Source organism: Streptomyces sp. NPDC020875, from assembly GCF_040641415.1.
Classification (GTDB): domain Bacteria; phylum Actinomycetota; class Actinomycetes; order Streptomycetales; family Streptomycetaceae; genus Streptomyces.
This window is the reverse complement of record NZ_JBFADP010000075.1, coordinates 1-24,233: the sequence shown is the minus strand read 5'-3', so window position 1 is coordinate 24,233 and position 24,233 is coordinate 1. Positions and strand designations below refer to the sequence as shown.

General features: G+C 73.6%; 15 protein-coding genes. 6 read left to right on the top strand and 9 right to left on the bottom strand.

The window, feature by feature from the left end; translation table 11 throughout:
* Positions 1 to 110: 110 nt before the first annotated feature.
* From AB0G74_RS31040 to AB0G74_RS31025, 4 genes are all read right to left on the bottom strand, one after another.
* Positions 111 to 1,418: a PrsW family intramembrane metalloprotease gene (locus AB0G74_RS31040; protein WP_361153063.1), complete on the bottom strand. Its 1,308-nt coding sequence runs from the start codon at positions 1,416 to 1,418 to the stop codon at positions 111 to 113.
* Between the two features lie 494 nt (positions 1,419 to 1,912).
* Positions 1,913 to 2,791 carry a tRNA (guanosine(46)-N7)-methyltransferase TrmB gene (gene trmB / locus AB0G74_RS31035; RefSeq protein WP_361153044.1) on the bottom strand — a complete coding sequence of 293 codons (879 nt, stop codon included), beginning with the start codon at positions 2,789 to 2,791 and terminating at the stop codon, positions 1,913 to 1,915.
* A 95-nt stretch (positions 2,792 to 2,886) separates the two neighbouring features.
* Positions 2,887 to 4,110, bottom strand: coding sequence for an L-2-hydroxyglutarate oxidase (lhgO, locus tag AB0G74_RS31030; protein ID WP_361153040.1), 1,224 nt, complete (start codon positions 4,108 to 4,110; stop codon positions 2,887 to 2,889).
* 372 nt (positions 4,111 to 4,482) lie between these two features.
* Positions 4,483 to 6,105: a sporulation protein gene (locus AB0G74_RS31025; protein ID WP_361153038.1), complete on the bottom strand. Its 1,623-nt coding sequence runs from the start codon at positions 6,103 to 6,105 to the stop codon at positions 4,483 to 4,485.
* Positions 6,106 to 7,608: 1,503 nt separating this feature from the next.
* On the opposite strand from AB0G74_RS31025, the gene AB0G74_RS31020 reads away from it, so the two are divergent.
* Complete coding sequence (locus tag AB0G74_RS31020) at positions 7,609 to 9,708, top strand: asparagine synthase-related protein (protein ID WP_361153035.1); 2,100 nt, start codon at positions 7,609 to 7,611, stop codon at positions 9,706 to 9,708.
* 44 nt (positions 9,709 to 9,752) lie between these two features.
* On the opposite strand, the gene AB0G74_RS31015 is transcribed toward AB0G74_RS31020, so the two are convergent.
* Positions 9,753 to 10,706 carry an ABC transporter permease gene (locus AB0G74_RS31015; RefSeq protein WP_361153032.1) on the bottom strand — a complete coding sequence of 318 codons (954 nt, stop codon included), beginning with the start codon at positions 10,704 to 10,706 and terminating at the stop codon, positions 9,753 to 9,755.
* Positions 10,703 to 11,614 carry an ATP-binding cassette domain-containing protein gene (locus tag AB0G74_RS31010; RefSeq protein WP_361153029.1) on the bottom strand — a complete coding sequence of 304 codons (912 nt, stop codon included), beginning with the start codon at positions 11,612 to 11,614 and terminating at the stop codon, positions 10,703 to 10,705. The genes AB0G74_RS31015 and AB0G74_RS31010 overlap by 4 nt, the downstream gene beginning before the upstream one ends.
* A 133-nt stretch (positions 11,615 to 11,747) precedes the next feature.
* Between AB0G74_RS31010 and AB0G74_RS31005 the strand changes: the two genes are divergently transcribed.
* Entirely contained in the window at positions 11,748 to 13,055 is a 1,308-nt protein-coding gene (locus AB0G74_RS31005; protein WP_361153027.1) for a histidine kinase, read from the top strand.
* Entirely contained in the window at positions 13,052 to 13,765 is a 714-nt protein-coding gene (locus tag AB0G74_RS31000; protein WP_361153024.1) for a response regulator transcription factor, read from the top strand. Before AB0G74_RS31005 ends, AB0G74_RS31000 begins: the two co-directional genes overlap by 4 nt.
* 501 nt (positions 13,766 to 14,266) lie before the next feature.
* Here AB0G74_RS31000 and AB0G74_RS30995 read toward each other — a convergent pair.
* Both AB0G74_RS30995 and AB0G74_RS30990 read right to left on the bottom strand, forming a co-directional pair.
* Complete coding sequence (locus AB0G74_RS30995) at positions 14,267 to 16,111, bottom strand: sigma-70 family RNA polymerase sigma factor (protein WP_361153021.1); 1,845 nt, start codon at positions 16,109 to 16,111, stop codon at positions 14,267 to 14,269.
* A 939-nt stretch (positions 16,112 to 17,050) separates the two neighbouring features.
* The gene (locus AB0G74_RS30990) at positions 17,051 to 17,962 is read right to left on the bottom strand and encodes a helix-turn-helix domain-containing protein (RefSeq protein ID WP_361153018.1); all 912 of its coding nucleotides are present in this window, start codon (positions 17,960 to 17,962) and stop codon (positions 17,051 to 17,053) included.
* Positions 17,963 to 18,286: 324 nt separating this feature from the next.
* Here AB0G74_RS30990 and AB0G74_RS30985 point away from each other — a divergent pair, with 324 nt between their 5' ends.
* Together AB0G74_RS30985 and AB0G74_RS30980 are read left to right on the top strand one after the other, a co-directional pair.
* Complete coding sequence (locus AB0G74_RS30985) at positions 18,287 to 19,741, top strand: NAD(P)/FAD-dependent oxidoreductase (RefSeq protein WP_361153016.1); 1,455 nt, start codon at positions 18,287 to 18,289, stop codon at positions 19,739 to 19,741.
* Between the two features lie 290 nt (positions 19,742 to 20,031).
* Positions 20,032 to 21,873 carry an ATP-binding SpoIIE family protein phosphatase gene (locus AB0G74_RS30980; RefSeq protein WP_361153013.1) on the top strand — a complete coding sequence of 614 codons (1,842 nt, stop codon included), beginning with the start codon at positions 20,032 to 20,034 and terminating at the stop codon, positions 21,871 to 21,873.
* A 9-nt stretch (positions 21,874 to 21,882) separates the two neighbouring features.
* On the opposite strand, the gene AB0G74_RS30975 is transcribed toward AB0G74_RS30980, so the two are convergent.
* Positions 21,883 to 23,154 (bottom strand): MFS transporter, encoded by a 1,272-nt coding sequence (locus tag AB0G74_RS30975; RefSeq protein WP_361153062.1) that lies wholly within the window; start codon positions 23,152 to 23,154, stop codon positions 21,883 to 21,885.
* 146 nt (positions 23,155 to 23,300) lie between these two features.
* Between AB0G74_RS30975 and AB0G74_RS30970 the strand changes: the two genes are divergently transcribed.
* On the top strand, positions 23,301 to 23,888 hold the full coding sequence (locus tag AB0G74_RS30970; RefSeq protein WP_361153010.1) for a MarR family transcriptional regulator: 588 nt from the start codon (positions 23,301 to 23,303) through the stop codon (positions 23,886 to 23,888).
* Positions 23,889 to 24,233: the final 345 nt, after the last annotated feature.

The following is a 24,233-nucleotide window of genomic DNA, read 5'->3' as shown; positions in this document are numbered from 1 at the left end:
GACGTCGGAGCTGCCGGTTCCGCATGTCCGGGGCCGGTTTCGGGCCGGCTGCCGTACGGCTCGCATTGGGCTGCTGCGGGACGCCGTACGAGTCACATGAGTCGTACTAGTCAGACGCGATACGGGTTGTACCCCTCGTAGTCGCGGTACGGCGGCGGCACCCGCACCGCGCCCGCCGCCCGGGCGCCGTAGGTGAGCGCCGGTCCGGCCACCGCCTTCCGGTTCCACATGTGGTGCAGCAACTCCTGCTCCCGCGCCACGAAGTCGGGGTCGGCGGCCCCGCGCGACGCCCGGTCGCGCAGAAAGGCCAGTGACGTCGCGAACCGTACGTACTCCGACACCGCGTGCGCGGCGGTCGGCCCCCCGGCCCGGCGGGCGAAGGACCGGGCCTCGGACCTGGCCCGCATCGAGGACAGCGCGGCGGGTTCGGCGGGCGCCAGCCAGCCCGCCGCGGCATACGGCGGCAGCGCGACCGAGATCGTCCGCAGCTCCCGCTGCCGGGACCAGATCGTCAGCCAGGTCAGCAGCGCGAAGGCCGGGACCATGAACATCCCGTAGACCAGGTAGAAGCCGAACGGGCCGAGGTAGGACGCCGAACCGTTCCAGAGCGCGTGCATCGCCATCGACAGCAGCAGCCCCAGCACGGGCAGGGCGAACCGGCGCAGCCGCTGCCGTCGCGCGGCCATCGCCGCGAAGCCCAGCCCGAGACCGGCGAGCACGGTGAAGAGGGGATGCGCGAACGGCGACATGACGACCCGTACGAAGAACGTCGCCGCCGCCGACGCGATACCCGAGCCGCCCGCCGACTGCTCCTCGTCGAAGGCTGTGCCGAGATAGAGGATGTTCTCGGTGAAGGCGAAACCGGTCGCGGTGAAACCGGCGAACACCACACCGTCGACCAGACCGGTGAAGTGCCGCCGCCGGAAGAAGAAGAGCAGGAAGAGCGCGGCGGCCTTGGCGGTCTCCTCGACCACCGGGGCGACCAGGGTCGCGCCCAGATTGTCGGCGCTCGTCGGATCCGCGGTGGCGGTGGCGATCCACTGGATCGCGAAGGTGTTGGCCAGGATCGAGACCAGTGCCGCGCCGAACGCGCCCCAGGCGAAGGCGAAGGCGAGGTTCCGCCAGGGCCGGGGCTCGACCCGGCCCAGCCAGCGGAAGGCCGTCAGCAGGAGCGGTACGGGCAGGGTGGCGAGACCGAGGCCGACCAGGAAGCCCTGGGAACCGGTCTGCTCCCGGACTATCGCCAGGATCACCAGCGCGCACAGGGCCAGCAGCAGGATCAGGATCCCGGCCCGGATCGCCTTGCTGCGCCAGATCCGGGCGACCCGCGGCTTGTAGCGCCAGCGGGAGCGCTCCGGCATGGCGTCGAAGACCGGCCGGGCGTCGTACGCGGGCACGGCGGGTCCGCCGGGGCCCATCGGACCGGTGGCGCCGGTGGTGCTGGTATCGCTGGTGGTGCTGGATGTGCCGACGGGCCCGGTGGTGTCGGTGATACCGGTGGTGTCGGTGGCGGGATTCGGCCGGTGGTGGGGGTGGGACCGGGGCGGGATGGGCGCGCCGTCCGGTGGTACGGGCCGGGGCCCGCGCACCCCGGTGCGTTCCGGATCGGGTGGGTGCGCCCCGGCCTCAAGGGGCGAGGGACGCGGTACGGGACGGGATGCGGACGGCTCGGACACCCGTCGACATTAACGATCCCCGGTGACAACCGGCGACGGGGCGGTGTGATCCCTGGCCGGTTCACGCGATATGCCACCGCGAATCGCCCCGGTCGCGGCCTTTTGAAGGGCCTCGGCGCCGGACACCTCCGCTCGTACTCCTCCGCCCGGACCGGTCCCGGTCCATGCCGGGTGCCGCTGCCGCAGGGGACGATCCGGGTCCGGGGCGCTCGGGTCCGTACCGCCGGGGCGTGCGGTCAGACCCGGCGGAAGAGGAGGTCCCGGACGACGTGGCCCTTGTCCAGCCCCTGTCCCTCGAACCGGGTACGGGGCCGGAAGCCGGGCCTCGGCGCGAAGCCGCCGTCCTCGGCGGTGTTCTCGAAATCGGGGTGCGCGGAGAGCACCTCCAGCATCTGTTCCGCGTACGGCTCCCAGTCCGTCGCGCAGTGCAGTACGGCCCCGGGCTTCAGGACCCGCGCGGCCAGCGTCAGGAACTCGGGCTGGATCAGCCGCCGCTTGTGGTGCCGCTTCTTCGGCCACGGGTCGGGGAAGTACACCCGCATCCCGTCGAGCGCGGCGGGCGCCAGCTGCTCCCGCAGCAGGATGATCGCGTCACCGTTGGCCACCCGGACGTTGGTCAGCCCGTTCCGCTCGGCGAGACCGAGGAGATTGCCCTGCCCGGGGGTGTGGACGTCCACGGCCAGGATGCCGGTCCCGGGGTCGGCGGCGGCCATCCGCGCGGTCGCCTCGCCCATCCCGAAGCCGATCTCCAGGACGACGGGCAGCCCGTCGAACATCGCGCCGAGATCGAGTACCTCCCGGCCGTCGATGTCGAGGCCCCAGACCGGCCAGAGCCGGCGCAGCGCGTCGCCCTGCCCGGTGGTCACCCGGCTCCGCCGGGGCTGGAAGCTCCGGATCCGGCGCTCGTGGTGCGATCCGGCGGGATCGGCGGCGGGGCCGCCCGGGAACCTCGGCTCGTCACGGCGCCGCCGCGCCCCGGCCCCGGCGGAACCGTCCGTCGCGGTCGGCGCGGCCTCCGCGGACGAAGGGGTGTGCTCGGCGTCCGAGGGCTCGGCGGGTGTGAGCCGCTCGGGGCCTTCGGGGGTCTCGGGGGTGTGGGGGCGCGATGTCGACACAATGAGCCAATTCTACGGCGCCCCGCCCACCCCCCGGCCCGCCTGCCCACGGCCCGGCCCGCCCGCCGCGCCCCGGCGGAGCGCGAGCGGTGCGGCTACAGCATCGCCCTGACCCGGCGGGCCACCTCGCGGCCGATCGGGAGGGACGCCGTCGCCGCCGGGGACGGCGCGTTCACCACATGGACCGCCTGACGGCTCTCCCGGATCAGGAAATCGTCGACGAGCGTGCCGTCCCTGAGGACCGCCTGGGCACGGACGCCCGCGTCGGTCCGGCGCAGGACGTCGGAGGTGACCGCCGGGAGCAGCCTGCGGACCTCCGCCGTGAACGCCTCCTTCGACATCGAGCGGCGCAGCTCCCCCGCCCCGTACCGCCAGTGGCGGCGGGCGAGCCGCCGGCTACCGGGCCAGGTCAGGGTGGCCGCCAGCTCGGCCGGACGGATCACGCCCCAGTCGTAGCCCTCGCGGGCGAGCGCCGGGACCGCGTTCGGCCCGACATGGACGGAGCCGTCGATCCCCCGGGTCAGATGGACCCCCAGGAAGGGGAACGCCGGGTCCGGTACGGGATAGACCAGCCCCCTGACCAGGGACGGATCCATGAGTTCGTAGTACTCCCCGCGGAAGGGGACGATCCGCGCCCCCGGGTCGTCGCCGGTGAGCCGGGCCACCGTGTCGCTCCGCAGCCCGGCACAGTTGACCAGTACATGGGCCCGCAGCACCGTCCCGGCGGCCGTGCGGACCGCGGCACCCCAGGGGCGGCGGTCCACCGCGACGACCTCCTCGCCGCAGCGCACCTCGGCCCCGGCCGCGACCGCCAGGTCCGCGAGCTTCCGCGCCACGGCGCCGAAGTCGCACACCCCCGTCGTCCCGACACGGATCGCGGCCACCCCGCGGACCCCGGGTTCGTACTCCGTGATCTGCGCGGGGCCCAGCTCCCGGACCGGTATCCCGTTCTCCCGGCCGCGCTGGACCAGGGCGTGCAGCCGGGGCAGCTCGTCGCGACGGGTGGCCACGATCAGCTTGCCCGTCACCCGGTGGGGCAGATCGTGTTCGGCGCAGAACTTGACCATCTCGGCCGCTCCCGAGACCGCGTACCGCGCCTTGAGGGAGCCGGGCCGGTAGTAGATCCCGCTGTGGATCACCCCGCTGTTGCGGCCCGTCTGATGGCGGGCCGGAGCCGGTTCCCGCTCCAGCACCACCACCCGGGTCCCGGGGGCCGAGCGGGTCAGCGCGTACGCCGTCGAGAGGCCGACGATGCCGCCGCCGACGACCAGCACATCGCAGTCGAAGCCGTGCACGGTCCGCCGCCCGGTGCCCGTCATCGCTCCACCTCCGCCCGCTCCGCTCCGCCCGATCGTCCCGGCCGCCTCACTTGCCCCGCTCGTCGTGCCCGTGCGGGCCCCGTCGCTTCCGCCGTCCGCCCCGCTCGCCGCTCTCGCCCCGTTCTCTCCGCTCTCTCCGTTCGTCCCGTGCTGTCCGCGCTCCTCGCCGCCACGGCTCAGGCCACCGCCTCTCCGGCGGCTGTCCCCGGCCGCCGTACGTCCCACCCCGATACTGCACCCCGCCACTGACAACGTCGTCGCCACCGCGACCGGAACTCGTGCCTCCGGGCGCGGACCGAGTGGTCTCGCACGGACCGCAGGACCGGAGGACCGGTGGCCGGAGGACCGGCGGACGCGTGCGTCCGGTGCGCCCTACGCCGGTGCCATCAGCAGCGGCCGGGCCCTCTCCCGTAGCTCCGCCACCCGGGGCTCGTCCCCGTACGGCTCCAGCTTGTGCAGCAGGTCCCGGACGTACTCCGTGGTCCGTACGGAGGAGATCCGGCCCGCGACCTCCACCGCCCGGACGCCCGCCGCGCAGGCCGCGTCCAGATTGCCCGACTCCAGCTCGGCGAAGGCGCCGACCACCAGCCGCAGCCCGTGCGACCGGACGAACTCGTCCGTCGGCTGGGAGAGCGCCTTCTCGGTGAACCGCCGCACCTGCCGGGGGAGCCGGAGGTCGCGGTACGCCTCGGCGGCGTCCGCCGCGAACCGGTCATAGGTATAGAAGCCCAGCCAGGAGGGGTCGGGGTCGCCGTCGCGGGACCGTTCCAGCCAGCTCTCGGCGGCCTTCAGGGCCGCGCCCGCCGCCGCCGCGTCGTTCGCCTTGGCGTGCGCCCGCGCCTCCACGAGCCGGAAGAAGCTCATGGTGCGCGCCGTCGCGAGCCCCCGGTTCCGCTCCAGCGCGGCCTGGGCGAGATCGACGCCCTCGTCGGCGAAGCCCCGGTAGATGGACTGGAGCGACATCGATGCCAGTACGTAGCCGCCCAGCGGTACGTCGGCCGCCGCCCGGGCCAGCCGCAGCGCCTGGATGTAGTAGCGCTGGGCGGCCTCCTGCTGGCCGGTGTCGAAGGCCATCCACCCGGCCAGCCGGGTCAGTTCGGCGGTCGCGCCGAAGAGGGCCCGGCCGACCTCGTCGGAGTACGAGCCCAGCAGCAGAGGCGCGGCGTCGACCCGCAGGCACTCGGGGACCATCGAGGAACGCCAGTCGCCGCCACCGTATTTGGAGTCCCAGCGGCGGGCGTCCTCGGCGGCCTCGCGCAGCTTGGCGACATCGCTGTGGCCCACCCGGGGATCGTCACCGGCGGGCTGGCCGGAATCATGCTGACGGGGGCCGCCCGCGCCCGGTGATCCGGCTCCCGGGGTGGCCGAAGACGACGGGTCGGCGCCCGGACCGGAATGCGCGGGCGCGTGCGCCGTGGTGCGCGCCGGACCGCCCGTGGAACGCTCGGCCCCGCCGCCCCCACCGGCTTCTTCGTCCTCGGGGAACCCCATGGCCCCGGGCGTCGCGCAGGGCGGCGGCGGGCGCTCCACGGACGGGTCGGCAGGGGTTATCAGCCACCGTGACGCCGGGGTGGCGTAGGCGCTGACGGAGAAGGATCCGGCCAGGGACTGCCAGATCCCCCCACTGCCGGCCCGCCGTCCGGCCAGGTCGAGCCGGTACAGATCGGTGGCGGACTTCACCGCCTGCTGGACGTCGCGGGGGAAGGCCAGGCCGACCTCGGGCGCCGGATCGGCGTCGGCGAGCCCGATCTCGTGCAGCGGTACGGGACGGCCGAGTTTGGCGCCGATGGCGGCGGCGATCAGATGCGGTGCCGCGCCCTGCGGGACCATGCCCTTGGAGACCCACCGTGCCACCGACGTCTTGTCGTAACGGAGCGTCAGGCCCCGTTGCGCTCCGAGGTCGTTGACCCTCCTGGCGAGCCCCGCGTTGCTGATTCCCGCGAGGGCGAGAACCGTCCCGAGCTTTTCGTTCGGCCCGCGTTGCTCCCTGGACATGCGCCCCACCCCTCGACACACCGACGGCCGCCGCGACGCTGCCCCGCGCCCGGCTTTCGTACCGACACCCCACCCCGAAGGCCGACCCGGCGCGCGGCTGCCACCGCGCCCCGGCCCCGGCTGCAAAACCGTCTGGCCGAGCCCTCCGGAATATGCCCATCGGTTCAGAACATCAGTAAAACCCAGCGTAGTTCGCCGCATCCCGACCGTTAAGGGGCGGTGTTCCGGATGGCGAGATTGTTGTGCGTGTGAGCGAACCCCGCCGGGCGTGCCGGGGACGCACGGTAACGCGCCACGGGTGGCGCGGACCCGCCACCGGACCGCTGTGCGTCCGCCATCCGTCCACCCCGCATCCGTCGTCCGCCGCCCCCCGGCCCAACCTCGGCTCGCCGCCCGTCCTGAGCCGTGGTGGTCCGCCCGTACGCGGGCCCGGCGCCCCGCGCCCCGCTCCCGCCCCGGTCGGGGGCCCGGCCCCGGGACCCGGTCGGCCGGCGCGGCGGCGGGCCCGGACGCCCGCGGTCGCACGGCGCGCACCCCGCCGTACCCCCGTCCGCGCCCGGCCGGGGTCGCGTCCGCGGTGCACGGTGCCCCGCCGTGCCCCCGTCGTCCCCGGTGGCCGGGGCGGATCCCGGGACCCCGGGGCGCCCGGCCGGGCCCCGGCCGGACCGGTCCCGGGTGTGCTCCGGGTGTGTGGCCGTGCGCCCGCCCGTGCGCTCTGGCCCGGTCTTCCGCCCCGGGTTTCCATGAGAGTCGCGTGGGTCGGCCCGCTGCGTACTGGAACCAGCGGGCTGGGGGACACCGCCGCCTTCAATCCCCGCGGGCGGCGGACGGTCCGGGAGGCGTATGGCGCCTCCCGGACTGTCGTATCCGGGCGCGGAGGGCCGTACGCGCCGAATCGACGGCCTCCCGGCACCCCTCGGACGCCCTTTCGCGGCCCCTCCGAGGCCCCGCCCGGCGGGCCCGGCCGACCGCCTCGGGGACCCCGGTGTCCGCCGTCCGGCAGCCGCCCGGCACCATGAACCGCAGGTCCGGAAGCGACCCGGAGCACGCCCCGTGTCCGTCGGCCGGGGGAGTCCGGGCCGCCGCCGAGCGGCCCCCGGACCCGGTACGACCCCCGCGCGACCCCGCGCGAACCGTCCTCCGGGACGGGTGCGAGACCGCCGCGCGCGGGCGTGCGCCGGTGGAGAACCTGTGGAGAACGGCCCGGAAGTGGACTGACCGCCACCGGTCCGGCAGCTCTCCGTACCCGTTCCGGGGGTCCGGAGATTTGATGAGAATGGCCGAAAATCGACTGTCCTTCTCGCGGTTTTCCTCCCCATTTGCGAGTGGCGTGATATTTCCCCGCGCCCGTGACGGACCACCAAAACAGGTCGGGCGGCGGCGCTTTCACTTTTTGCGCGTGCGACCCGCCGCCGGTCCCCCGCGTCTCCTTCGTGGCAGCATGTTCCCGAACGGCCCGGGCCCCGGCCCGGTTGTCCACAGCCTGTGGAGGCGAAGTCGGCGATGCGGTGGTTGGTGGGCTGGAGCAGTATCGCCGCGAACTTCGGAACGGCCGGAGCCGTCGGCGCCGCCGACGAGGGCCGTACGGTCCACCCCGTCGGCTCCCAACTGCTCTGGGGCGACCCCGATCCCCTGTGGGCCGTCGGCGACTGGCGCCCCGACGAGGTACGCGTCGTCTCCGCCGACGACTTCACCCAGATGGCCGTCCTCGGCTGCTGTGCCGCCACCGACGCCGAACTCAGGGCCGGACTCCTCTCCGCGCGCGGCGGCGCGCTGCGCCATCTCACCGCCTGGCCCGGCAGCTACACCGTCGTCGTCCGGGCCGGCCGCCGGATCACCGTCATCGGCGATCTCGCGGGCGCCCGGCCCGTCTTCCACACCCCCTGGGCCGACGGCACCGCCTACGCCACCGCCGCCCTCCCCCTCGCCGACCTGATCGAGGCCCAGCTCGACATCGGCTATCTCGCCGCCCTCCTGGCCTGCCCCGAGACCCCCGAGGCGCTCCGCGACGCCACCCCGTACGACGGGGTCAAACGCATCCCGCCCGGCCACGCCCTGATCCTCCGCGAGGGCTCCCGCGAGATCACCGGCTACGAACCCGTCGCCTCGCTCGCCGTCTCCGGCCCCCAAATGGCCGCCGACCAGGCCGTCGACGGGGTCCGGGACGCACTCGTCGACGCCGTACGGGCCCGGCTCACCGCCCCCCGCCACGCCCCCGAGACGGCGCCCCCCGACCCCGGGCCCGTCCCCGGCATGGGCCCCGCCGACCGGCGCGCCCGGCGCGGCGCGCCCGCCCCCGGCATCGGCGCCGACCTCTCCGGAGGCAGCGCCTCCGCCACCCTCGCCCTGCTCGCGGCCGGACTCCCCGGCCGCCCCGGCACCATCACCGGCCACGGCGCGACCGCCGCCGGTGAACGCCTCCTCGCCACCACCTTCAACGACCTCACCGAGCCCGGCCTCGAACCCGAACTCGAACGCGCCCGGGCCATCGCCGCCGACCCCCGGCTGCACCATGTCGTGGTCGCCGCCGGCCCCGAAGGGCTGCCGTACGCCCAGCTCGACAACGGACCCCTCACCGACGAACCGGCCCCCTGCCTGGTCACCGCCGAACGCCACCGCGTCCGGCTCGCCTCCGGCAGCGCCGACCACATCACCGGCACGGGCGCCCGACAAGTACTTGACGCGCACCCCGCCCGCCTCGCCGACCTCCTCATCGACCGAAGACGACGCCATCTGCTGCGCCCCGTGACCGCACTGGCCCGCGCCGAAGGCCCGTCGCCGCAGTCGCTGATGGTCCCCCTCACCGTCTACCGGGCCGCGCGCCGCCTCGCCCGTACGCCGTACCGGGCCGGCCTCGAAACCGCCGCCGACGTCCTGCTCGCCGCCAACCGGGGCGAACGGGCCCCCGGATTCGGCCCCCTCGACGCGTCCCTGGCCGCCCTCACCTGGTCCCGGCCGGGACCGGCCGCCCGCTGGCTCACCGGCGAGGCCCTCGCGGAGGTCGCCGTACGCCTCACCGGGATCGCCACCCGGCCCGTCACCGTCCAGCGCCCCGGCGAGGCCAGGGCCCGGGCCGCCCTCGCCCGGCACGCCTTCGACCAGCGGATCCTCGAACAGGCCGCGGAGGTACGGAGCCAGCGGCTGCACGCCCCCTTCCTCGACAACCAGGTCGTCCGCGCCTGCCGCGATCTGCCCGAGGCCCTGCGGGTACGGCCCGGGGCGCGGGCCGACATCCTCCGTACGGTGCTCGCGGGCGCCGGGGTACACGATCTGCCCGACGGCTGGGGCACCCCGCCCCTCGCCCCGCCCGCCGCCACCGCCCACCGGGGGCTGCGGGCCGCGCTCCCCACCCTGATCGCCCTCTTCGACGCCCCCCTCCTCGCCGACGCGGGCCTGATCGAGGCCCGGGTGGTCCGCAAGGCGCTCCGCGCGGCGGCCGACGGCGAACCGACCCAGCTGGACGGCCTGGCCGATCTGGTCTCCACCGAACTGTGGCTCCGCAGGCTGCTCTCCCGCCGGGGCACCTGCTGGACCGGTTCGGCGGCCCCGAGGGCGCGGGCGGTCTCCACGGGAGTCCCCCGGAGGCAGTCCCTCCGTTCCTGACCGGACGCCCACCGGCCCCGTCCCACCGGCCCGCCCCGCCGGAGCTACACGTCCCGCCGCTCCACCACCCACAGCACCAGTACGGCCGCCACCAGCGCCCAGGCGCCGAGCGCCACCCACGCCTCCGTCTCCGTCACCGGGTACTTCGGCGTGCCGTAATGCCGTTCCGGGTTCTGGATCAGCTTCTGCCAGGCGTTGACCGGCATCACATTGCCGATCTCCCTCACCCAGCGGTACGTCTCCCCGTTGAAGAGGCCCGGCGCCAGCACCAGCAGCCCCACGACCGCGCCCACGCTCCCCGCCGAATGCCGTACCAGCGCCCCCGTCGCCAGCCCGATCAGGGCACATACCGGGATCAGCAGCGCCGACGCCGCCACGGCCCGGAACGCGCCTGGATCCGTGATCGACAGCCCCCCGTGCTCACGCAGCACCGCCTGCGTCACCCCGAACGACACCCCCGCGACCACCGCGCCCAGTACCGAGGTCACGGCCACCACGACCGCGCCCTTCGCCGCCGCCACCGCCCGCCGCGCGGGCACCGCCGCGAAGGTCGTACGGATCAGCCCGCTGCCGTGCTCCCCGGTGAGCGCCATCGCGCCCAGACCCGCCGCCACGACCATCAGGATCTGCCAGGCCGGGGAGGTGAACGCCGTCGACAGCGGATCGAACAGGAACTGCTTGTCCACCGGCCGCTCCGGCAAGCCGGGCGCCGGTGTGTTCGGCCGGGAGAGCAGCTCCTCATTGGACCGGGCCGAGTTGACGTTGATGCCCACGGCGACGGCCGCCCCGACGCCGAGGACCGCGTACGTCGAACGCAGGGACCAGTACTTGACCCATTCGGCGCGCAGCAGATCCCGGAACCGGACCCGGCCGCCGACCCGGGAGACGTAACCCCGTCCCGCCTCCGCCCCGTTCCGCGGCACCTCTTGTGCCGCCTCGGCCTCGTTGTCCGGCACCTGTTGTGCCGCCTCCGCCGCGGGCTCCCGTACGGCGCTCATCGCCCGCCTCCCGCCCCGTACTCGACGCTCGAAGCGGTGATCTCCATGAACGCCTCCTCCAGTGACGCCGATACGGGGGTCAGCTCGGAGAGCAGCACACCGGCGCCCAGCGCCGCCGCCGCGATCCGCCCCGCGTCCATCCCGGTCACCGCGCACCGCCCGCCCCCCTCGTGGACGATCTCCCCGCCCCCGGCGGTGACGGCGGCCGTCAGCCCGGTCACATCATCGGTACGGACCACGACGCCCCGCCGCCGCCCGCGCGCCGCGAACTCCGCCAGCCCCTCCGCCGCGATCAGCCGCCCCCGCCCGATGACGACCAGCTCGTCGGCGGTCTGCTCCATCTCCCGCATCAGATGGGAGGAGACCAGGACCGTACGGCCCTCGTCCGCGAGCCGCCGGAACAGGCTCCGCACCCACAGCACCCCGTCCGGGTCCAGCCCGTTCAGCGGTTCGTCGAAGAGGAGGACCGGGGGATCTCCGAGGAGCGCGGCGGCGATCCCCAGCCGCTGCTTCATCCCGAGGGAGAAACCGCCGACCCGGCGGCGGGCCGCCCGCTCCAGACCGACTTCCGCCAGGACCTCGCCGACCCGGCGCGGCGGCAGCCCGTTGCCGTACGCCAGCGCCGCGAGGTGGGCCCGCGCGCTGCGGCCCCCGTGGACGTCGTGCGCGTCGAGCAGTCCGCCCGCGTACCGCAGCCCGCGCGGCCTGGACCGGAACGGCCGTCCGCCGACGGTGACGGACCCGGAGGTGGGCTCGTTCAGACCGAGGACGAGCCGCAGAGTCGTGGACTTCCCGGCGCCGTTGGGGCCGAGGAACCCGGTGACCCGCCCCGGCCGGACCGTGAAGCTCAGTCCGTCGACGGCGGTCTTCTTCCCGTACCGCTTGGTGAGTTCATTGACTTCGATCACGCCGCAACGCTCCCGCGACGGCGGCCCGCCGGGCATCGGCCCCCGGGCCACAACCGGGGGCGGCGACGGTAGCCCGTGGGCGTACGCCCGGCGCCCGATGACCCGCCGCCGGACCGTTCCTATGATCCGGGGCATGACCTCCCCGCCACCCCCGGACCCGGCTCCCGCCCCGTCGGCGGCCCCGGGTCCGGCCGTACGCCACCCCTGGTCCACGGCGGTGACGGTCGCGAGCTGGACGGCCGCCCTGGCGTACCCCGTACTGCTGTACGCCTATGCCGTCGGCGAGCCCGAACCGACCGGCAGACGGCTGCTGCCGCCCCTCCTCCTCACCCTGCTCGTGGTCCCCCTGCTGCGGCGCCGCCCGGAGGTCGTCCTCGGGCTGATGCTGGCCGGGGCGTACGCCGCGACGGCGGCGGCCGGTACCCGTACCGCGCACGCGGTCTTCCCCGCCCACGGTGCCCCGGCCGTCGTCCCGTCGGCGGGCGCCGTATCCGAGTTCGGCTACCTCCAGGCGCTGCTGACCGATATCGCCGTCGGCTGGGCGGCGGCCAACCGGCCGCGCGCCGTCTCGGTCGCCGCCGCGGCCGTCACCCTCGCCGTCCAGACCGCCGCCGTCGCCCTCCGGCAGGGGACCGGCGGTGAGGTCGTCGCCTCCAATGTGCTCCTCCTCGGCCTGCTGCTCGCCCTCGCCTGGACCACCGGCCGGATGGTGGGCCAGCGCCGGGAACACATCGAGACCGTACGGGCGCAGGCGGCGGTCGCCGCGGTCACCGCCGAACGGCTGCGGATCGCCCGCGAACTCCACGACATGGTCGCCCACAGCATCGGCATCATCGCCATCCAGGCCGGTACGGGCCGCCGGGTCATCGAGACCCAGCCGGACGAGGCCCGTAACGCACTCGCCGTCATCGAGACCACCAGCCGCGACACCCTCGCCGGGCTCCGCCGGATGCTGGGCGCCCTGCGCCGGGCCGACCCCGAGGGCGTACCGCTGACCGCCGCGCCCGGCCTCGCCGACGTCGACGCGCTGGCGGCGGCCGGCCTCGACGGCGGCGTCCGGGTCAGGATCGACCGGCACGGCGACCGCCGCGAACTGCCGCCGGACGTCGAACTCGCCGCCTTCCGGATCATCCAGGAGGGGATCACCAACGTGGTGCGCCACGCGGACACCGACCACTGCCGGGTCGTGCTCGACTACCGGCCCGGCGAACTCGCCGTCGAGATCACCGACCGGGGCCGGGGACCCGCCGGAACCGGAACCGGTACGGGTATCAGTACGGGCCCGGGTTACGGCACCGGCTACGGCATCACCGGTATGCGGGAGCGGGCCGCCCTCCTCCACGGCAGCCTCACCGCGGGCCCCCGCGAAGGCGGCGGCTTCCGGGTCGCGGCCACCCTGCCCGTCCCGACGGCCCCGACGGCCCTGGAGGTGCGCGGATGAACGCGCCCGACCCTGTACGCGTCCTGCTCGTCGACGATCAGCCACTGGTCCGCGCCGGTCTCCGGGTCCTCGCCGCCGACCACCCCGACCTGCGGATCGTCGGCGAGGCCGGTACCGGCGACGATGCCGTCCGGCTCACCGCCGAACTCCGCCCCGATGTCGTGGTCATGGACATCCGGATGCCGGGCATGAACGGCATCGACGCGACCCGGCTGATCACCGACGCCACCCGGGGCACACCGGACACCCGGGTTCTCGTACTGACCACCTTCGACGACGACGAGTACGTCTACGGCGCGCTGCGCTCGGGCGCCAGCGGCTTCCTCGTCAAGGACATGGACATGGACGACATCCTGGCCGCGATCCGGGTGGTCGCGGCGGGCGACGCCCTGATCGCACCGAGCGTGACGCGCCGTCTGATCGAGGACTTCGCGGCCGGCCCCCCGACCCGCCCCGGAACCCCGGCACCCCCGGCCACGATCAACGGCATCACGGACCGCGAACGCGAGGTCCTGACACTGGTCGCCCACGGCCTGTCGAACGCCGAGATCGCGACGGAACTCTTCATCACCCCGGCGACGGCCAAGGCCCACGTCGGCCGCCTCCTGACCAAACTCCCGGCCCGCGACCGCGTCCACCTGGTGATCCTCGCCTTCAACACGGGCCTGGTCACCCCCCGCCCCCACCCGCCACGGGGGAAGCGCTTCTAGGGCGCGGAACTGCGCACCCAGCCACAGCGGGCCTGCGCCCGAACCGGTCTCGGCGGGTGCTTCTCGCAAAGGCGGTGCGATGGAGAGTATTTAGGCGCGCGGGGAACTGCGCGCCCAGCCACCGCGGGCCTGCGCCCGAACCGCTTTCGACGGTGGCACTATCCCCGTCCCGGAGGGTGCTCTTCTCACAAGGGCGGTGCCGGGGAGTGCTTTTAGGGGCGCGGGGAACTGCGCGACAAGCCACGGTGGTGGTGCGGACCGCGAACAACCTGAGGTGGCCGGGCGGGCCCGAGTCTTTCGGCGGTGCCCGGGAGGGCCAAGGCGCTGGGGGTCCCCCCATTGCCGAAGGCATAGGGGGCGGAACTGCGCGACAAGCCACAGGCGGGCCGCAGACCGCGCACGACATCAGCCCGCCCGGCGCGGCCCGGGTAGTCCGGGGCGGCGCCCCGGAGAGCGGAGGTGCAGGGGATCCCCCCGCTGCCGAAGACGCCCCCCCTCAATTCACCGGCACCGCACCTTCGAGTCCGCCCAGCTCCCCAGCGCCATCGAGTCCCGTTGCGCCCGCGGTTCCACCACCAGCCGCAGGGTCTTCCGGCCCGCCAGGGACACCTGTACCCCGACCGCCGGGTCGGAGCGCCGGAGTTCGTCCGAGCTCCACAGCAGCGCCCCGTCCGCGTAGACGGAGAACCGCATCGCCCCCCGGCCCAGCGTCAGATCGTCGACGCCCGCCTTCGCCGTGTAGGACGTGCACTCCCGGTTGAGGTCGATCGTGACGGAGGACCTGGCCCGCACGGTCACCCCGTGCGCGTACCGCTCCCCGCCGATCCGCAGCCCCCACCGCTGCCAGAGCCAGCTGCTCTCACCGACCCGCACTTCCGGCCCGGTGCCGTCGCCGAAGACGCTGTACTGGAGCCGGTTCACCTGGTACTCGCGCGGCGCGGCCGGCGGCTTCGGCTTGGGTGTGGGCTTGGGCCGGGGCTTCGGCTTCGGTGAGGGCTTCGGCTTGGGCACGACCGGCTTGGGCGACGGCTTCGGTGCCGGTGTCGCCCTCGGCGGCCGGGGCTTGGGCGCGGGCGGCTTCGGCGCGGGCCGCACCACCGGCTCGGGCGCGGGCGGCTTCGGCTTCGGTACGACCGGCGGAGGCGTCGGCCTCGGCGGCTTGGGATCCGGCGGTACGGGTGCCACGGACCGGGCGACCGTCGGTTTGGCCTCGGGCTTCGCGGGCTTCGAGTCCCCCGAGAAGGCCCACACCAGGCCCGCCGCCGCGGCGACCGCGAGGGCCGCCCCGATACCGGCCTTGGCGGGCGCGCCGAGCCCTTCGGAGGCCGCCGCGCCCCCGGCGGCACCTCCGGCACCTCCCGCCCCACCGGCCGCTCCGGCCGCGCCCGCTCCTCCAGCGGCACCGGCCCCGGTCCCGGTCGCCGCGGCCGCGGCACCCGCCCCGGCGGCTCCCACCGCGCCCCCGGCGACGACACCCGCCGCCTTGAGGGAGTAGCCCGCGGCGAACCAGCCGATGACGGCGATCGGCAGCAACGCCGGGATCCCGGCGTTGACATGCTTCAGCTCGCCCACCGCGAGCCGGCACCTGGCGCACTCCTCCAGATGCTTCCGCAGCCCGCGTTCCGCCCGCATCCGCAGCCCGCCGCGGGCGTAGGCGCCGAGCCGGTCGGCATGGCGGGCGCAGTCCCCGCCGGAGGTCAGCGCCGTGCTGACATGCGCCTGGAGGTACGCCTGCTTGAGCCCCTCACGCGCCCGGCTGGCCAGGACGGCCGTCGCGTTGGCGGTCAGCCCGAACAGGGGCGCCACATCGCTCGGCGACTCCTCCTCGACGGTGGTGTGCCAGAGCACGGCCTGCCAGCGCTCCGGCAGCGACCGGAACGCCTGGAGCGCGAGCGACCGTTCGGCCTCGTGCATGGCCCGGACGTCCGCGCCCAGTTCGGTGGTCTCGGCGGCGGGTGCCTCCGCGCTCCGCGCCGCCTCCGCCGCGAAGAGCGCGAAGTCCTCGACGAGCTGTTCCCGCTTGGCGCTCTGGATCCAGTTCGCGGCCACCCGCCGGACCGTGGTCATCAGATAGGCCCGTACGGCGTATTCGGGCCCGGCACCGGACCGCACGGCCTGCAGGGTCCGGGCGAACACCTCGCCCGTCAGATCGTCCGCGGTGTGCGAGTCGCGGCAGCAGGTCCGGGCGTAGCGGCGGACGGCGTCGGAGTGCCGCCGGAACAGTTCCTCGTACGCGCCGTCGTCGCCGCCCCGCATCCGGGCGATCAGTTCGGCATCGGACGGCTGCGTCTCCCGGGGCGGCGGCAGTACGGAATCGCGCGCCCCGCCTTCGCGCTGCGGCGGCACCGCGTGGCTCTCACCACCCGACCCCGCTCCGGAACCACCCGTACGAGTGGCTCCCGGGACGCCTGCCGCCCCCGGAACGGTGCCCGCCCAGCCCGGATCCTCCGCGTCGTCGGCCCGGACACCACTCGTGCCCTGCGCGGGTACGGAATGCCCGGAAGCGCCGGGCCTGGCCGGGCCGGACCACGGCTCACCGGACGCCTGTCCGGGTACCTGCCCCCGCGGATGTCCCGGCAGCTGTCCGGAAGGCTCCTGTCCGTGTCCCCGACCGGCGCTCTGCCCGGGAAACCGCCCGGGTACCTGCCGAGGGGGCATCGTGTCGCCGCCCTCCGCGTCGTCCGCGGCGCCGGGGGCTTCGTCCCGCCCGTCACCGCTCATCGAGGAAGCCCTCGTTCATCGCGGACGCTCCCGTCAGCACGCTCAGCCTCGAACACCGGGCCAGCGTGCCATACGGCATCGACGCCTACGGACCCCAGTCCGAGCCAACCACTCATCCGGGGAGTTCTGTCGAAACCGTGCGCTAAGGGCTGTCCCGTAGTCCCCGGTGGGCGCACGACGACAGCTACGGCACCTCGCCGCGTTGTCGGAGTGCCCGAATACATCCAGTATGCGAGCACTCCTCCGCCTTGCGATGCACCGCATCTGACGCCGTGCGCTGTCCACCGGGGACTACGGGACAGCCCTTAGCCCCCCGATATTTAGTGTATGGCTCAACCATTTAGGCCCGTACGGCGCCGTGCGCCCTCCACCACCCCCTCAACCACCTCACCCCTCACCGAAGCCCGCGCCCGCCCCGCACCCACGCACCGCCCGCTAGCCGGCCACCGCCCGCGTCGCGACCGGTGGCACCGGCCGCGACGCCGCCTCATCGACCGACGAGACGCACACGTCGCACAAGTCGCGCGAGATGTACGGGATGTACGGGGCGAACGAACCGGCCCGTCACCGGGGCCGCAGGCCCTCCAGCAGAATGTCGAGCAACCGGGCCGAAGCCGCCGCATGCTGCGCCGGATCCGGCAGTGCGGGCGCCGCCGTCGCGATCACCAGCAGGACGTCCGCGACGGTCACATCCCCGCGCAGCTCACCCGCCTCCCGCGCCCGGTTGACCAACTGGCCTACGACTTCCAGCAGATCGGCCGTCGCGGTGTCGTCCGCGCCGTACCCGGCGTAACCGGACGCGGCGGGACCGGAAGCGGCTGACCGCTGCTCCACGACCCGTACCTCGCCCGCACCGATGCCACCGGAAACCCCGGGCGCACCGATACCACCGCCGTCCGCCGGACCCCCGGCGACCGCGCGCTGATGCGGTACCCGGGTGTGGTCACGACCGTCCGTGACGGCTCCGTCGACGCCGGTGCCACCCGCGCCCGCGGAGACGCCCGCGTCGTCGGACGGGTCCACCCGGACCCGCAGCACCTGCGGCGGCAACAGCCGCCCCGCGCCCGACGCGACCGACGTCCGCAGGAACCGGGAGAGGGCCGACCACGGCTCCTCCTCCTGCCCCAGCGCCGTCCGCGCCTGCTCGGTCAGCCGGGAGGTCTCCTCCTCGGCTATTCGCCGGACCAGTACGTCCTTACTGGGAAAGCGCCGGTAAACCGTCCCGACACCGACCCTGGCGCGTCGCGCCACATCTTCCATCGGCGCCCCGTATCCGAGTTCGCCGAAGACTTCCCGCGCGGCCCTGAGCACATGCTCGAGATTCCGCTGCGCGTCCACGCGGAGCGGCGCCGAACGACCGGCCCCGCCCGGTACCGTCCGGCCATTGCCGTCGGTACCCAGATGCGCTCCCGGAACGCCATGCCCCTCAGTGGTCGGTGAGACGGCGGCCTGCCAGTGCGAATCCTGAATGGTCATACGTGTTCCCCCGGTCTGTGTCTCCCCCCGGAGACCTCCCCACCTTGGTCAGCCGGCGTACCGAGTCCCCGTACCCCGACGAGGTACGAACATAGTTGAGCCCGGGTCAATTCAGAAGGGGGTAGTTCCGCACAGAGCGACCCCCGATCGGAGCAAGGACCTGAAGCTTCCCGTTTGCGCCCCCTCGCACCACCCCGTCCGCCGCTTCTGACCTGGGCACCTTCCCCGGCACCCGCGATTCGCCCGCCGCCCCGCCGTCCCGGACCTCCGGTCACACAATTTGCCGGGCCTGTGGACAAACGACGGGACCCGTTGCCTCATGGGATGGTGACGGCTGCAAACTCCCGGGGCGAGACCCCCGGCACCCCGCCGAAGAACCGCTTCACCGGCCCGGCGCGCGGCAGGCGCGTTCTCGTCGCCGGCGGCGGTTATGTCGGGATGTACACGGCGCTGCACCTTCAGAAGAAGCTCAGATCCGAGCTGGCCAGGGGCGAGACCGAGATCCTGGTGGTCACCCAGGACCCCTATATGACGTATCAGCCGTTCCTCCCCGAAGCCGCCGCGGGCTCCATCTCGCCCCGCCATGTCGTCGTCCCCCTGCGCCGGGTCCTGAACCGGTGTTCGATCCTCATCGGCGAGGTCACCGCCGTCACCCACGCCAAGCGCACGGCGACCGTCGACACCCTCGCCTCCGCCGAGGAGGGCACCGGCGCGGTGGAGATCCCGTACGACCACCTGGTGATCGCCCCGGGATCGATCTCCCGCACCCTCCCGGTCCCCGGCCTCGCCGACTACGGCATCGGCTTCAAGACCGTCGAGGAGGCCATCGGCCTGCGCAACCATGTCATCGAACAGCTCGACATCGCCTCCTCCACCCGCGACCCCGCGATCCGCTCCGCCGCCCTGACCTTCGTCTTCGTCGGCGGCGGCTATGCGGGCGTCGAGGCCCTGGGCGAGCTGGAGGACATGGCCCGCTACGCCGTCCGCTACTACCACAACATCAAGCCGGACGACCTGAAATGGGTGCTCGTCGAGGCCAGCGACCGCATCCTCCCCGAGGTCGGCGCCGAAATGGGCCGCTACGCCGTCCGCGAGCTGCGCCGCCGCAATATCGACGTACGCCTGGAGACCCGGCTCGACTCCTGCCGGAACCGGGTCGCCGTCCTCAGCGACGGCAGCCGCTTCCCGGCCCGGACGATCGTCTGGACGGCGGGCGTCAAACCCGCCCCCGTCCTCGCCGCCACCGACCTGCCCACCACCGACCGGGGGCGGCTGCGCTGTACGGCCGAACTCCGGATCGACGGCACCGAACACGCCTGGTCGGCCGGGGACGCCGCCGCCGTCCCCGACGTCACATCCGACGAACCCGGCGCGGTCTGCGCCCCCAACGCCCAGCACGCCGTCCGCCAGGCCGAGGTCCTCGCCGCCAATATCGCCGCGGCGCTGCACGACCGCCCGCTCAAGGAGTACGCCCACAAGAACGCGGGCTCCGTCGCCTCACTCGGCCTCCACAAAGGAGTCGCCCATGTCTACGGCCGCAAGCTCAAGGGCTACCCCGCCTGGCTGATGCACCGCGTCTACCACCTCAGCCGGATGCCGACCTTCAACCGGAAGGCCCGCATCCTCGCCGAGTGGACCCTCGCCGGGCTCTTCAAACGGGAGATCGTCTCCCTCGGGTCGCTGGAGCACCCCCGGGCCGAGTTCGAGCACGCCGCCCGGCCCCCGGAGAACGGCCCCGGCGACCGCGGCGGAGCACCCCCGGCCCCCGGAAAGCCGTGAGCCCGGTCGCGGAACACGTTTCCGGCCCCCGGACACCCGTACGAGCCCGTTCCGTACGCCGGGCGTACGCCCGAAGCGCCCCGCCACCCGGAAAACACCCGAAATGCATCCGGAGCCCCCGGAAAACACCGGGCCCCGCATCCGACACCGCCCGACGACCCCATGGACACCCGGCCGACATCGGCTGTCAGTCCGCACGGTCACACTGGACGTGTGACCATAGGTGGGCTCACATCTGCACAGAGTGACCCTCGTGACCCTCGGCGACGATCTTTGAGGCTAGAAAGTCAGTGAACTTCACGCGATGGAGCGCACGGCTCCCTGGTACGCAGCGCCGCGCCGCGGCGCGCAGGACCGACCGCGGAATCTCTCCCACCCCTCGCCAGCCCCGCCGCGGCGAGAGCAGAACGACCGACGCGACGGATACGGATACGCCGGAACAGGCCGGACAGGACGAAGCGGCGGAGGGAGCCCGGGGCACCGGCAACCCGGCCGGCGAGGGCTCCGTCCCCGCCGCCCGCCACACCGACGGCCCGCCGCCCGGCCGCCCCGGCGATCCCGCCCCCGGGCGGACCCCCGCCCTGGAGGACTTCCCCGCCCGGGAGATCATCGGTAGTCTCCCCGGCCTCGTCGTCCTGCTCCACGGCCCGGAACAGCGCGTCGCCTATGTCAACGACGCCTACACCGCGGCCTTCGGCCCCCGCCCCCTCGGCGGCACCGCCGAGGACGTCTGCCCCGAGCTGACCGACCTCGGCCTGCCGCCCCTCATCGACCAGGTGCTCAGAAGCGGACGGCCCCGTACGGTCAAATCCCGCAAGGCCCCCGACGGCGGCTCGTACACGGTCACCTGCATCCCCGTCGGCCACCCCGCCGGGGACACCGAACCGGCCCCGGGCGCCGGTGGCGCCGACGGGGTCGGCGGAGTGGTCGTCTTCGCGGCCGACGTCACCGACCACGCCGAGGCGGCCGAACGGCTCCGCGCCAGCGAGCGGCGACAGCGCGAGACCGCCGTCACCCTCCAGCGGTCCCTGCTGCCGCAGAAGCTGGAGCAGCCCGACGACCTCAAGGTCGCCGCCACCTACCAGCCCGGCGGCGAGGACGCGGCCGTCGGCGGCGACTGGTACGACGTGATCACCCTCGGCGGCGGCCGGACCGCCCTCGTCATCGGCGACGTCATGGGCCGGGGCGTCCGGGCCGCCGCCGTCATGGGCCAGCTGCGGACCGCCGTCCGGGCCTACGCCCGGCTCGACCTGCCGCCGCACGAAGTGCTCCAGCTCCTCGACGGCCTCGCCTCCGAGATCGACGCCAGCCAGATCGCGACCTGCCTCTACGCCGTCCACGACCCCAACGAGGAACGGCTGGTCTACGCCTCCGCGGGCCATCTCCCCGTCCTCGTCCGGCACGAGAACGGCACCGTCGACCGGGCCGACAACCCCACCGGACCGCCCCTCGGCACCGGCGGCTGGTTCTACTCCTCCGGCACGATCGCCCTGCCGCCCGGCTCCGGCGCCGTCCTCTATACGGACGGCCTCGTCGAACGCCGCGACCGGGACATCGACGAGGGCGTCGCCGCCCTCGAACGCGCCATGTCCGGCGCCACCGGCACCCCGCAGGTCGTCTGCGACCGCCTGCTCCGCGCCATGGGCATCACCGCCGACCACGACGACGACGTCGCCGTCCTCGTCGTCCAGCACCCGGCCCGCAGCGGTACGGCGGCGGAGCTGTTCCACAACGCCGCCCTCGACCTCCTCGGCGGTGTGGAGGCCGCCCCGCGCGCCCGCGCCTTCGCCTCCGGGGTGCTCGTCTCCTGGCGGTTCTCCCCGGAACTCCACGACCTCGGCGTCCTCGCCACCAGCGAGCTGGTCGCGAACTCCCTCCAGCACGGCACCCCGCCCATGCGGCTGCGGCTCCGCCGCACCGACCGCCGGCTGATCATCGAGGTCACCGACGGCGACGATCACCTGCCGCGCCGCCGACGCGCAGAATCGGAGGACGAGACGGGCCGCGGGATCTCGATCATCGCGGCCATCGCCTCCAACTGGGGCAGCCGCCGCACCCCGGGCGGCGGAAAGGCGGTCTGGTGCGAGTTCGCCCTCCCGGCGCCCGTCGCACCCGTCCCCCGCCCGGGGTGACCGCGCCCGTCAGGCCGCGGTCCCCACCTTCTCCACCGGCGGCTCGTACCGCGCCACCACCCGCGAGGGCGGGGCCGCCAGCGAAGGCTGGTTCTGTACGGGGGTGAGCATCCGGCCCAGCCGCGCCGCCAGCACCGTGATCGCCAGCGAGAACAGGACGAAAGTAACGATGTACGGGGCATGCAGCGCCGCCCCCATCGGTCCGCCGATCGCCGGACCCAGCGCCAGCGCCAACTGCTTGACCAGGGCGAACGCCGAGTTGTACTGGCCGACCATCGACTCCGGGGCCAGATCCACCACCAGCGGCGCCACGGTCGGTGCCAGCATCGCCTCACCGAGACCGAAGAGCGCGTACGTCGAGATGAACGCGGCCGTCGCCATCGCCTGGCTCGTCGCGCCCAGACCCGCGTACCCCGCGATGGCCCAGGCCACGGCCCAGATCAGCCCGACCGCGGCGATCACCCGGGTCCGCTTGTAGCGGTCCACGTACTTCAGGATCACGAACTGCGCGATACCGATCACGGCGGTGTTCGCGGCCAGCGCCGTACCGAACATCGACGGCTCGATCCCGGCCGCCTCCGTCCCGTACGCCGACAGACCCGACTCGAACTGTCCGTACACCGCGAAGAACAGGATGAAGCCCAGCACCAGCAGCTTCACCATCGCCTTGTCCCGCAGCAGGACCCGGAGACCGGCGGGCTCGCCGCCCTGGTCCACCGCCCCGGGCGTGGGCGCGGGCCGGGTCAGCCGGACGGAGAGGATGATCGCGGCCAGCACCAGGAACATCACGGACTCGATACCGAAGAGCAGGGTGAAGGTGCTCGGGCGGCTCTTGTCGACGATCAGTCCGCCGATCAGGCCACCGATACCCAGTCCGACGTTCTGCAGAAAGAACTGGAAGGCGAAGGCCCGGGTCCGGCCGCGGGCGTCCGTGGCCCAGACGATCATCGTCGCCAGGGCGGGCTGCGCCACCGCCGTACCGGCGCCGAGCAGCGCCGCCGACAGCATCACGGTCACGGTGTTCGTGGACATCCCGAACGCCAGCGCGCCCAGCGACGCCAGCACCGAGGCACCCACCACCACGGGCTTGGGCCCGCGCCGGTCGATGACCCGGCCGACGAACGGCAGAGCGATCAGGGCGGCCAGGGCGAAGACACCGATGACCAAGCCACCGGCGGTCGTCCCGAGATCCCGTGTGTACGCCACATAGATGTACAGAAACGGAACCGTGAAGCCGAGTCCGAACGCGCTCAGCGCGCTACCCGCCTGGATCCGGCGCATCGCCGCGCCCATCTCCCTGGTCACACTCACCTGCCTTGAAAGCTCTGAAGGGCTGAAGCCTGAAGACTTCAATAGTAAAGTTAGAGGCTTAAGAGTACATGTCCAAGGACTTCAAGGCGAATGAGAGGCGTGCCATACTGCGGCGTATGCCTACCGCGACCCCCGAGGGCCGAGCCGTGACCGGTCAGGACAGCGCCTCCGCGATCCAGGAGCCGACCCTCGACGAGCAGATCGCCGCCTACCAGCGGGAGTACGGAGAGCTCGATCCCCAGGTCGAACAGGTCGTCTCGGCCCTCGGCCGGCTGAACCGCCGGATGAACGTCGCGTACGGCCGCCAGGTCGCCGCCCTCGGCATCAGCAACGCCGAGTGGGAGGTCCTCAAGAGCCTGGTCCTCGCGGGCAGCCCCTATCGGCTGGGCCCCGGCGAGCTGGCGAAGCGCCTCGGCCTCACCCCGGCCGCCATGACGCACCGCATCGACCGGATGGCGGGCGAGGGCCTCGTCACCCGCGACCGCGACGAGAACAACCGGGTCCGGGTCATCGTGGAGCTGACGGACGAGGGCCGCGCCAAGTGGCTGGAGGCCATGCGGATGGCCAGCGCCTTCGAGGAGGACATCCTTCAGGACCTGTCCGGCGAGGAGCGCGGAGTCCTCGGCGATCTCCTGATCCGGGTACTGCGCCGGGTGGAGCACACCCAGCCGGACGCCGGTGGCCGACTGACCGATCTGGACTGATTCGATACGGGATCCGGCCGGATCCCAGGTGTTTGGCGCGTCGGGGCCGTGGGAAGTTGACACGCCCTTCATCCACTCGTAAGGTTCCTCAAGTTGTCACGGACCGGAACGGTTCTTCGACAGCCACTCTCGCCGCGGAAGCGGCACCCAAACTCTGTACGACCTCCCGACCGGGATCTATTTCGGCGTGCCGAAATATGTTGCGAAGACTCGATTATGAGTCGCCGGGAAAACCCGCTAGAGTTTGAAACGTCGGAACGGCCCGAGCGGCCGGAAAGACAAAACCCGAGTTTCGACCGGGAATCAGGCCCGAAAGGATCTGATAGAGTCGGAAACGCCGAAAGG

What these genes read in the sequence shown, in the direction of transcription:
- AB0G74_RS31040 (WP_361153063.1), bottom strand. Translation starts at nt 1,418, where the DNA reads ATGGGCCCCGGCGGACCCGCCGTGCCCGCGTACGACGCCCGGCCGGTC.
- AB0G74_RS30990 (WP_361153018.1), bottom strand. Translation starts at nt 17,962, where the DNA reads ATGACCATTCAGGATTCGCACTGGCAGGCCGCCGTCTCACCGACCACT.
- AB0G74_RS31005 (WP_361153027.1), top strand. Translation starts at nt 11,748, where the DNA reads ATGACCTCCCCGCCACCCCCGGACCCGGCTCCCGCCCCGTCGGCGGCC.
- AB0G74_RS31020 (WP_361153035.1), top strand. Translation starts at nt 7,609, where the DNA reads ATGCGGTGGTTGGTGGGCTGGAGCAGTATCGCCGCGAACTTCGGAACG.
- AB0G74_RS30975 (WP_361153062.1), bottom strand. Translation starts at nt 23,154, where the DNA reads ATGCGCCGGATCCAGGCGGGTAGCGCGCTGAGCGCGTTCGGACTCGGC.
- AB0G74_RS31015 (WP_361153032.1), bottom strand. Translation starts at nt 10,706, where the DNA reads ATGAGCGCCGTACGGGAGCCCGCGGCGGAGGCGGCACAACAGGTGCCG.
- lhgO (WP_361153040.1), bottom strand. Translation starts at nt 4,110, where the DNA reads ATGACGGGCACCGGGCGGCGGACCGTGCACGGCTTCGACTGCGATGTG.
- AB0G74_RS31025 (WP_361153038.1), bottom strand. Translation starts at nt 6,105, where the DNA reads ATGTCCAGGGAGCAACGCGGGCCGAACGAAAAGCTCGGGACGGTTCTC.
- AB0G74_RS30970 (WP_361153010.1), top strand. Translation starts at nt 23,301, where the DNA reads ATGCCTACCGCGACCCCCGAGGGCCGAGCCGTGACCGGTCAGGACAGC.
- AB0G74_RS31000 (WP_361153024.1), top strand. Translation starts at nt 13,052, where the DNA reads ATGAACGCGCCCGACCCTGTACGCGTCCTGCTCGTCGACGATCAGCCA.
- AB0G74_RS30985 (WP_361153016.1), top strand. Translation starts at nt 18,287, where the DNA reads ATGGTGACGGCTGCAAACTCCCGGGGCGAGACCCCCGGCACCCCGCCG.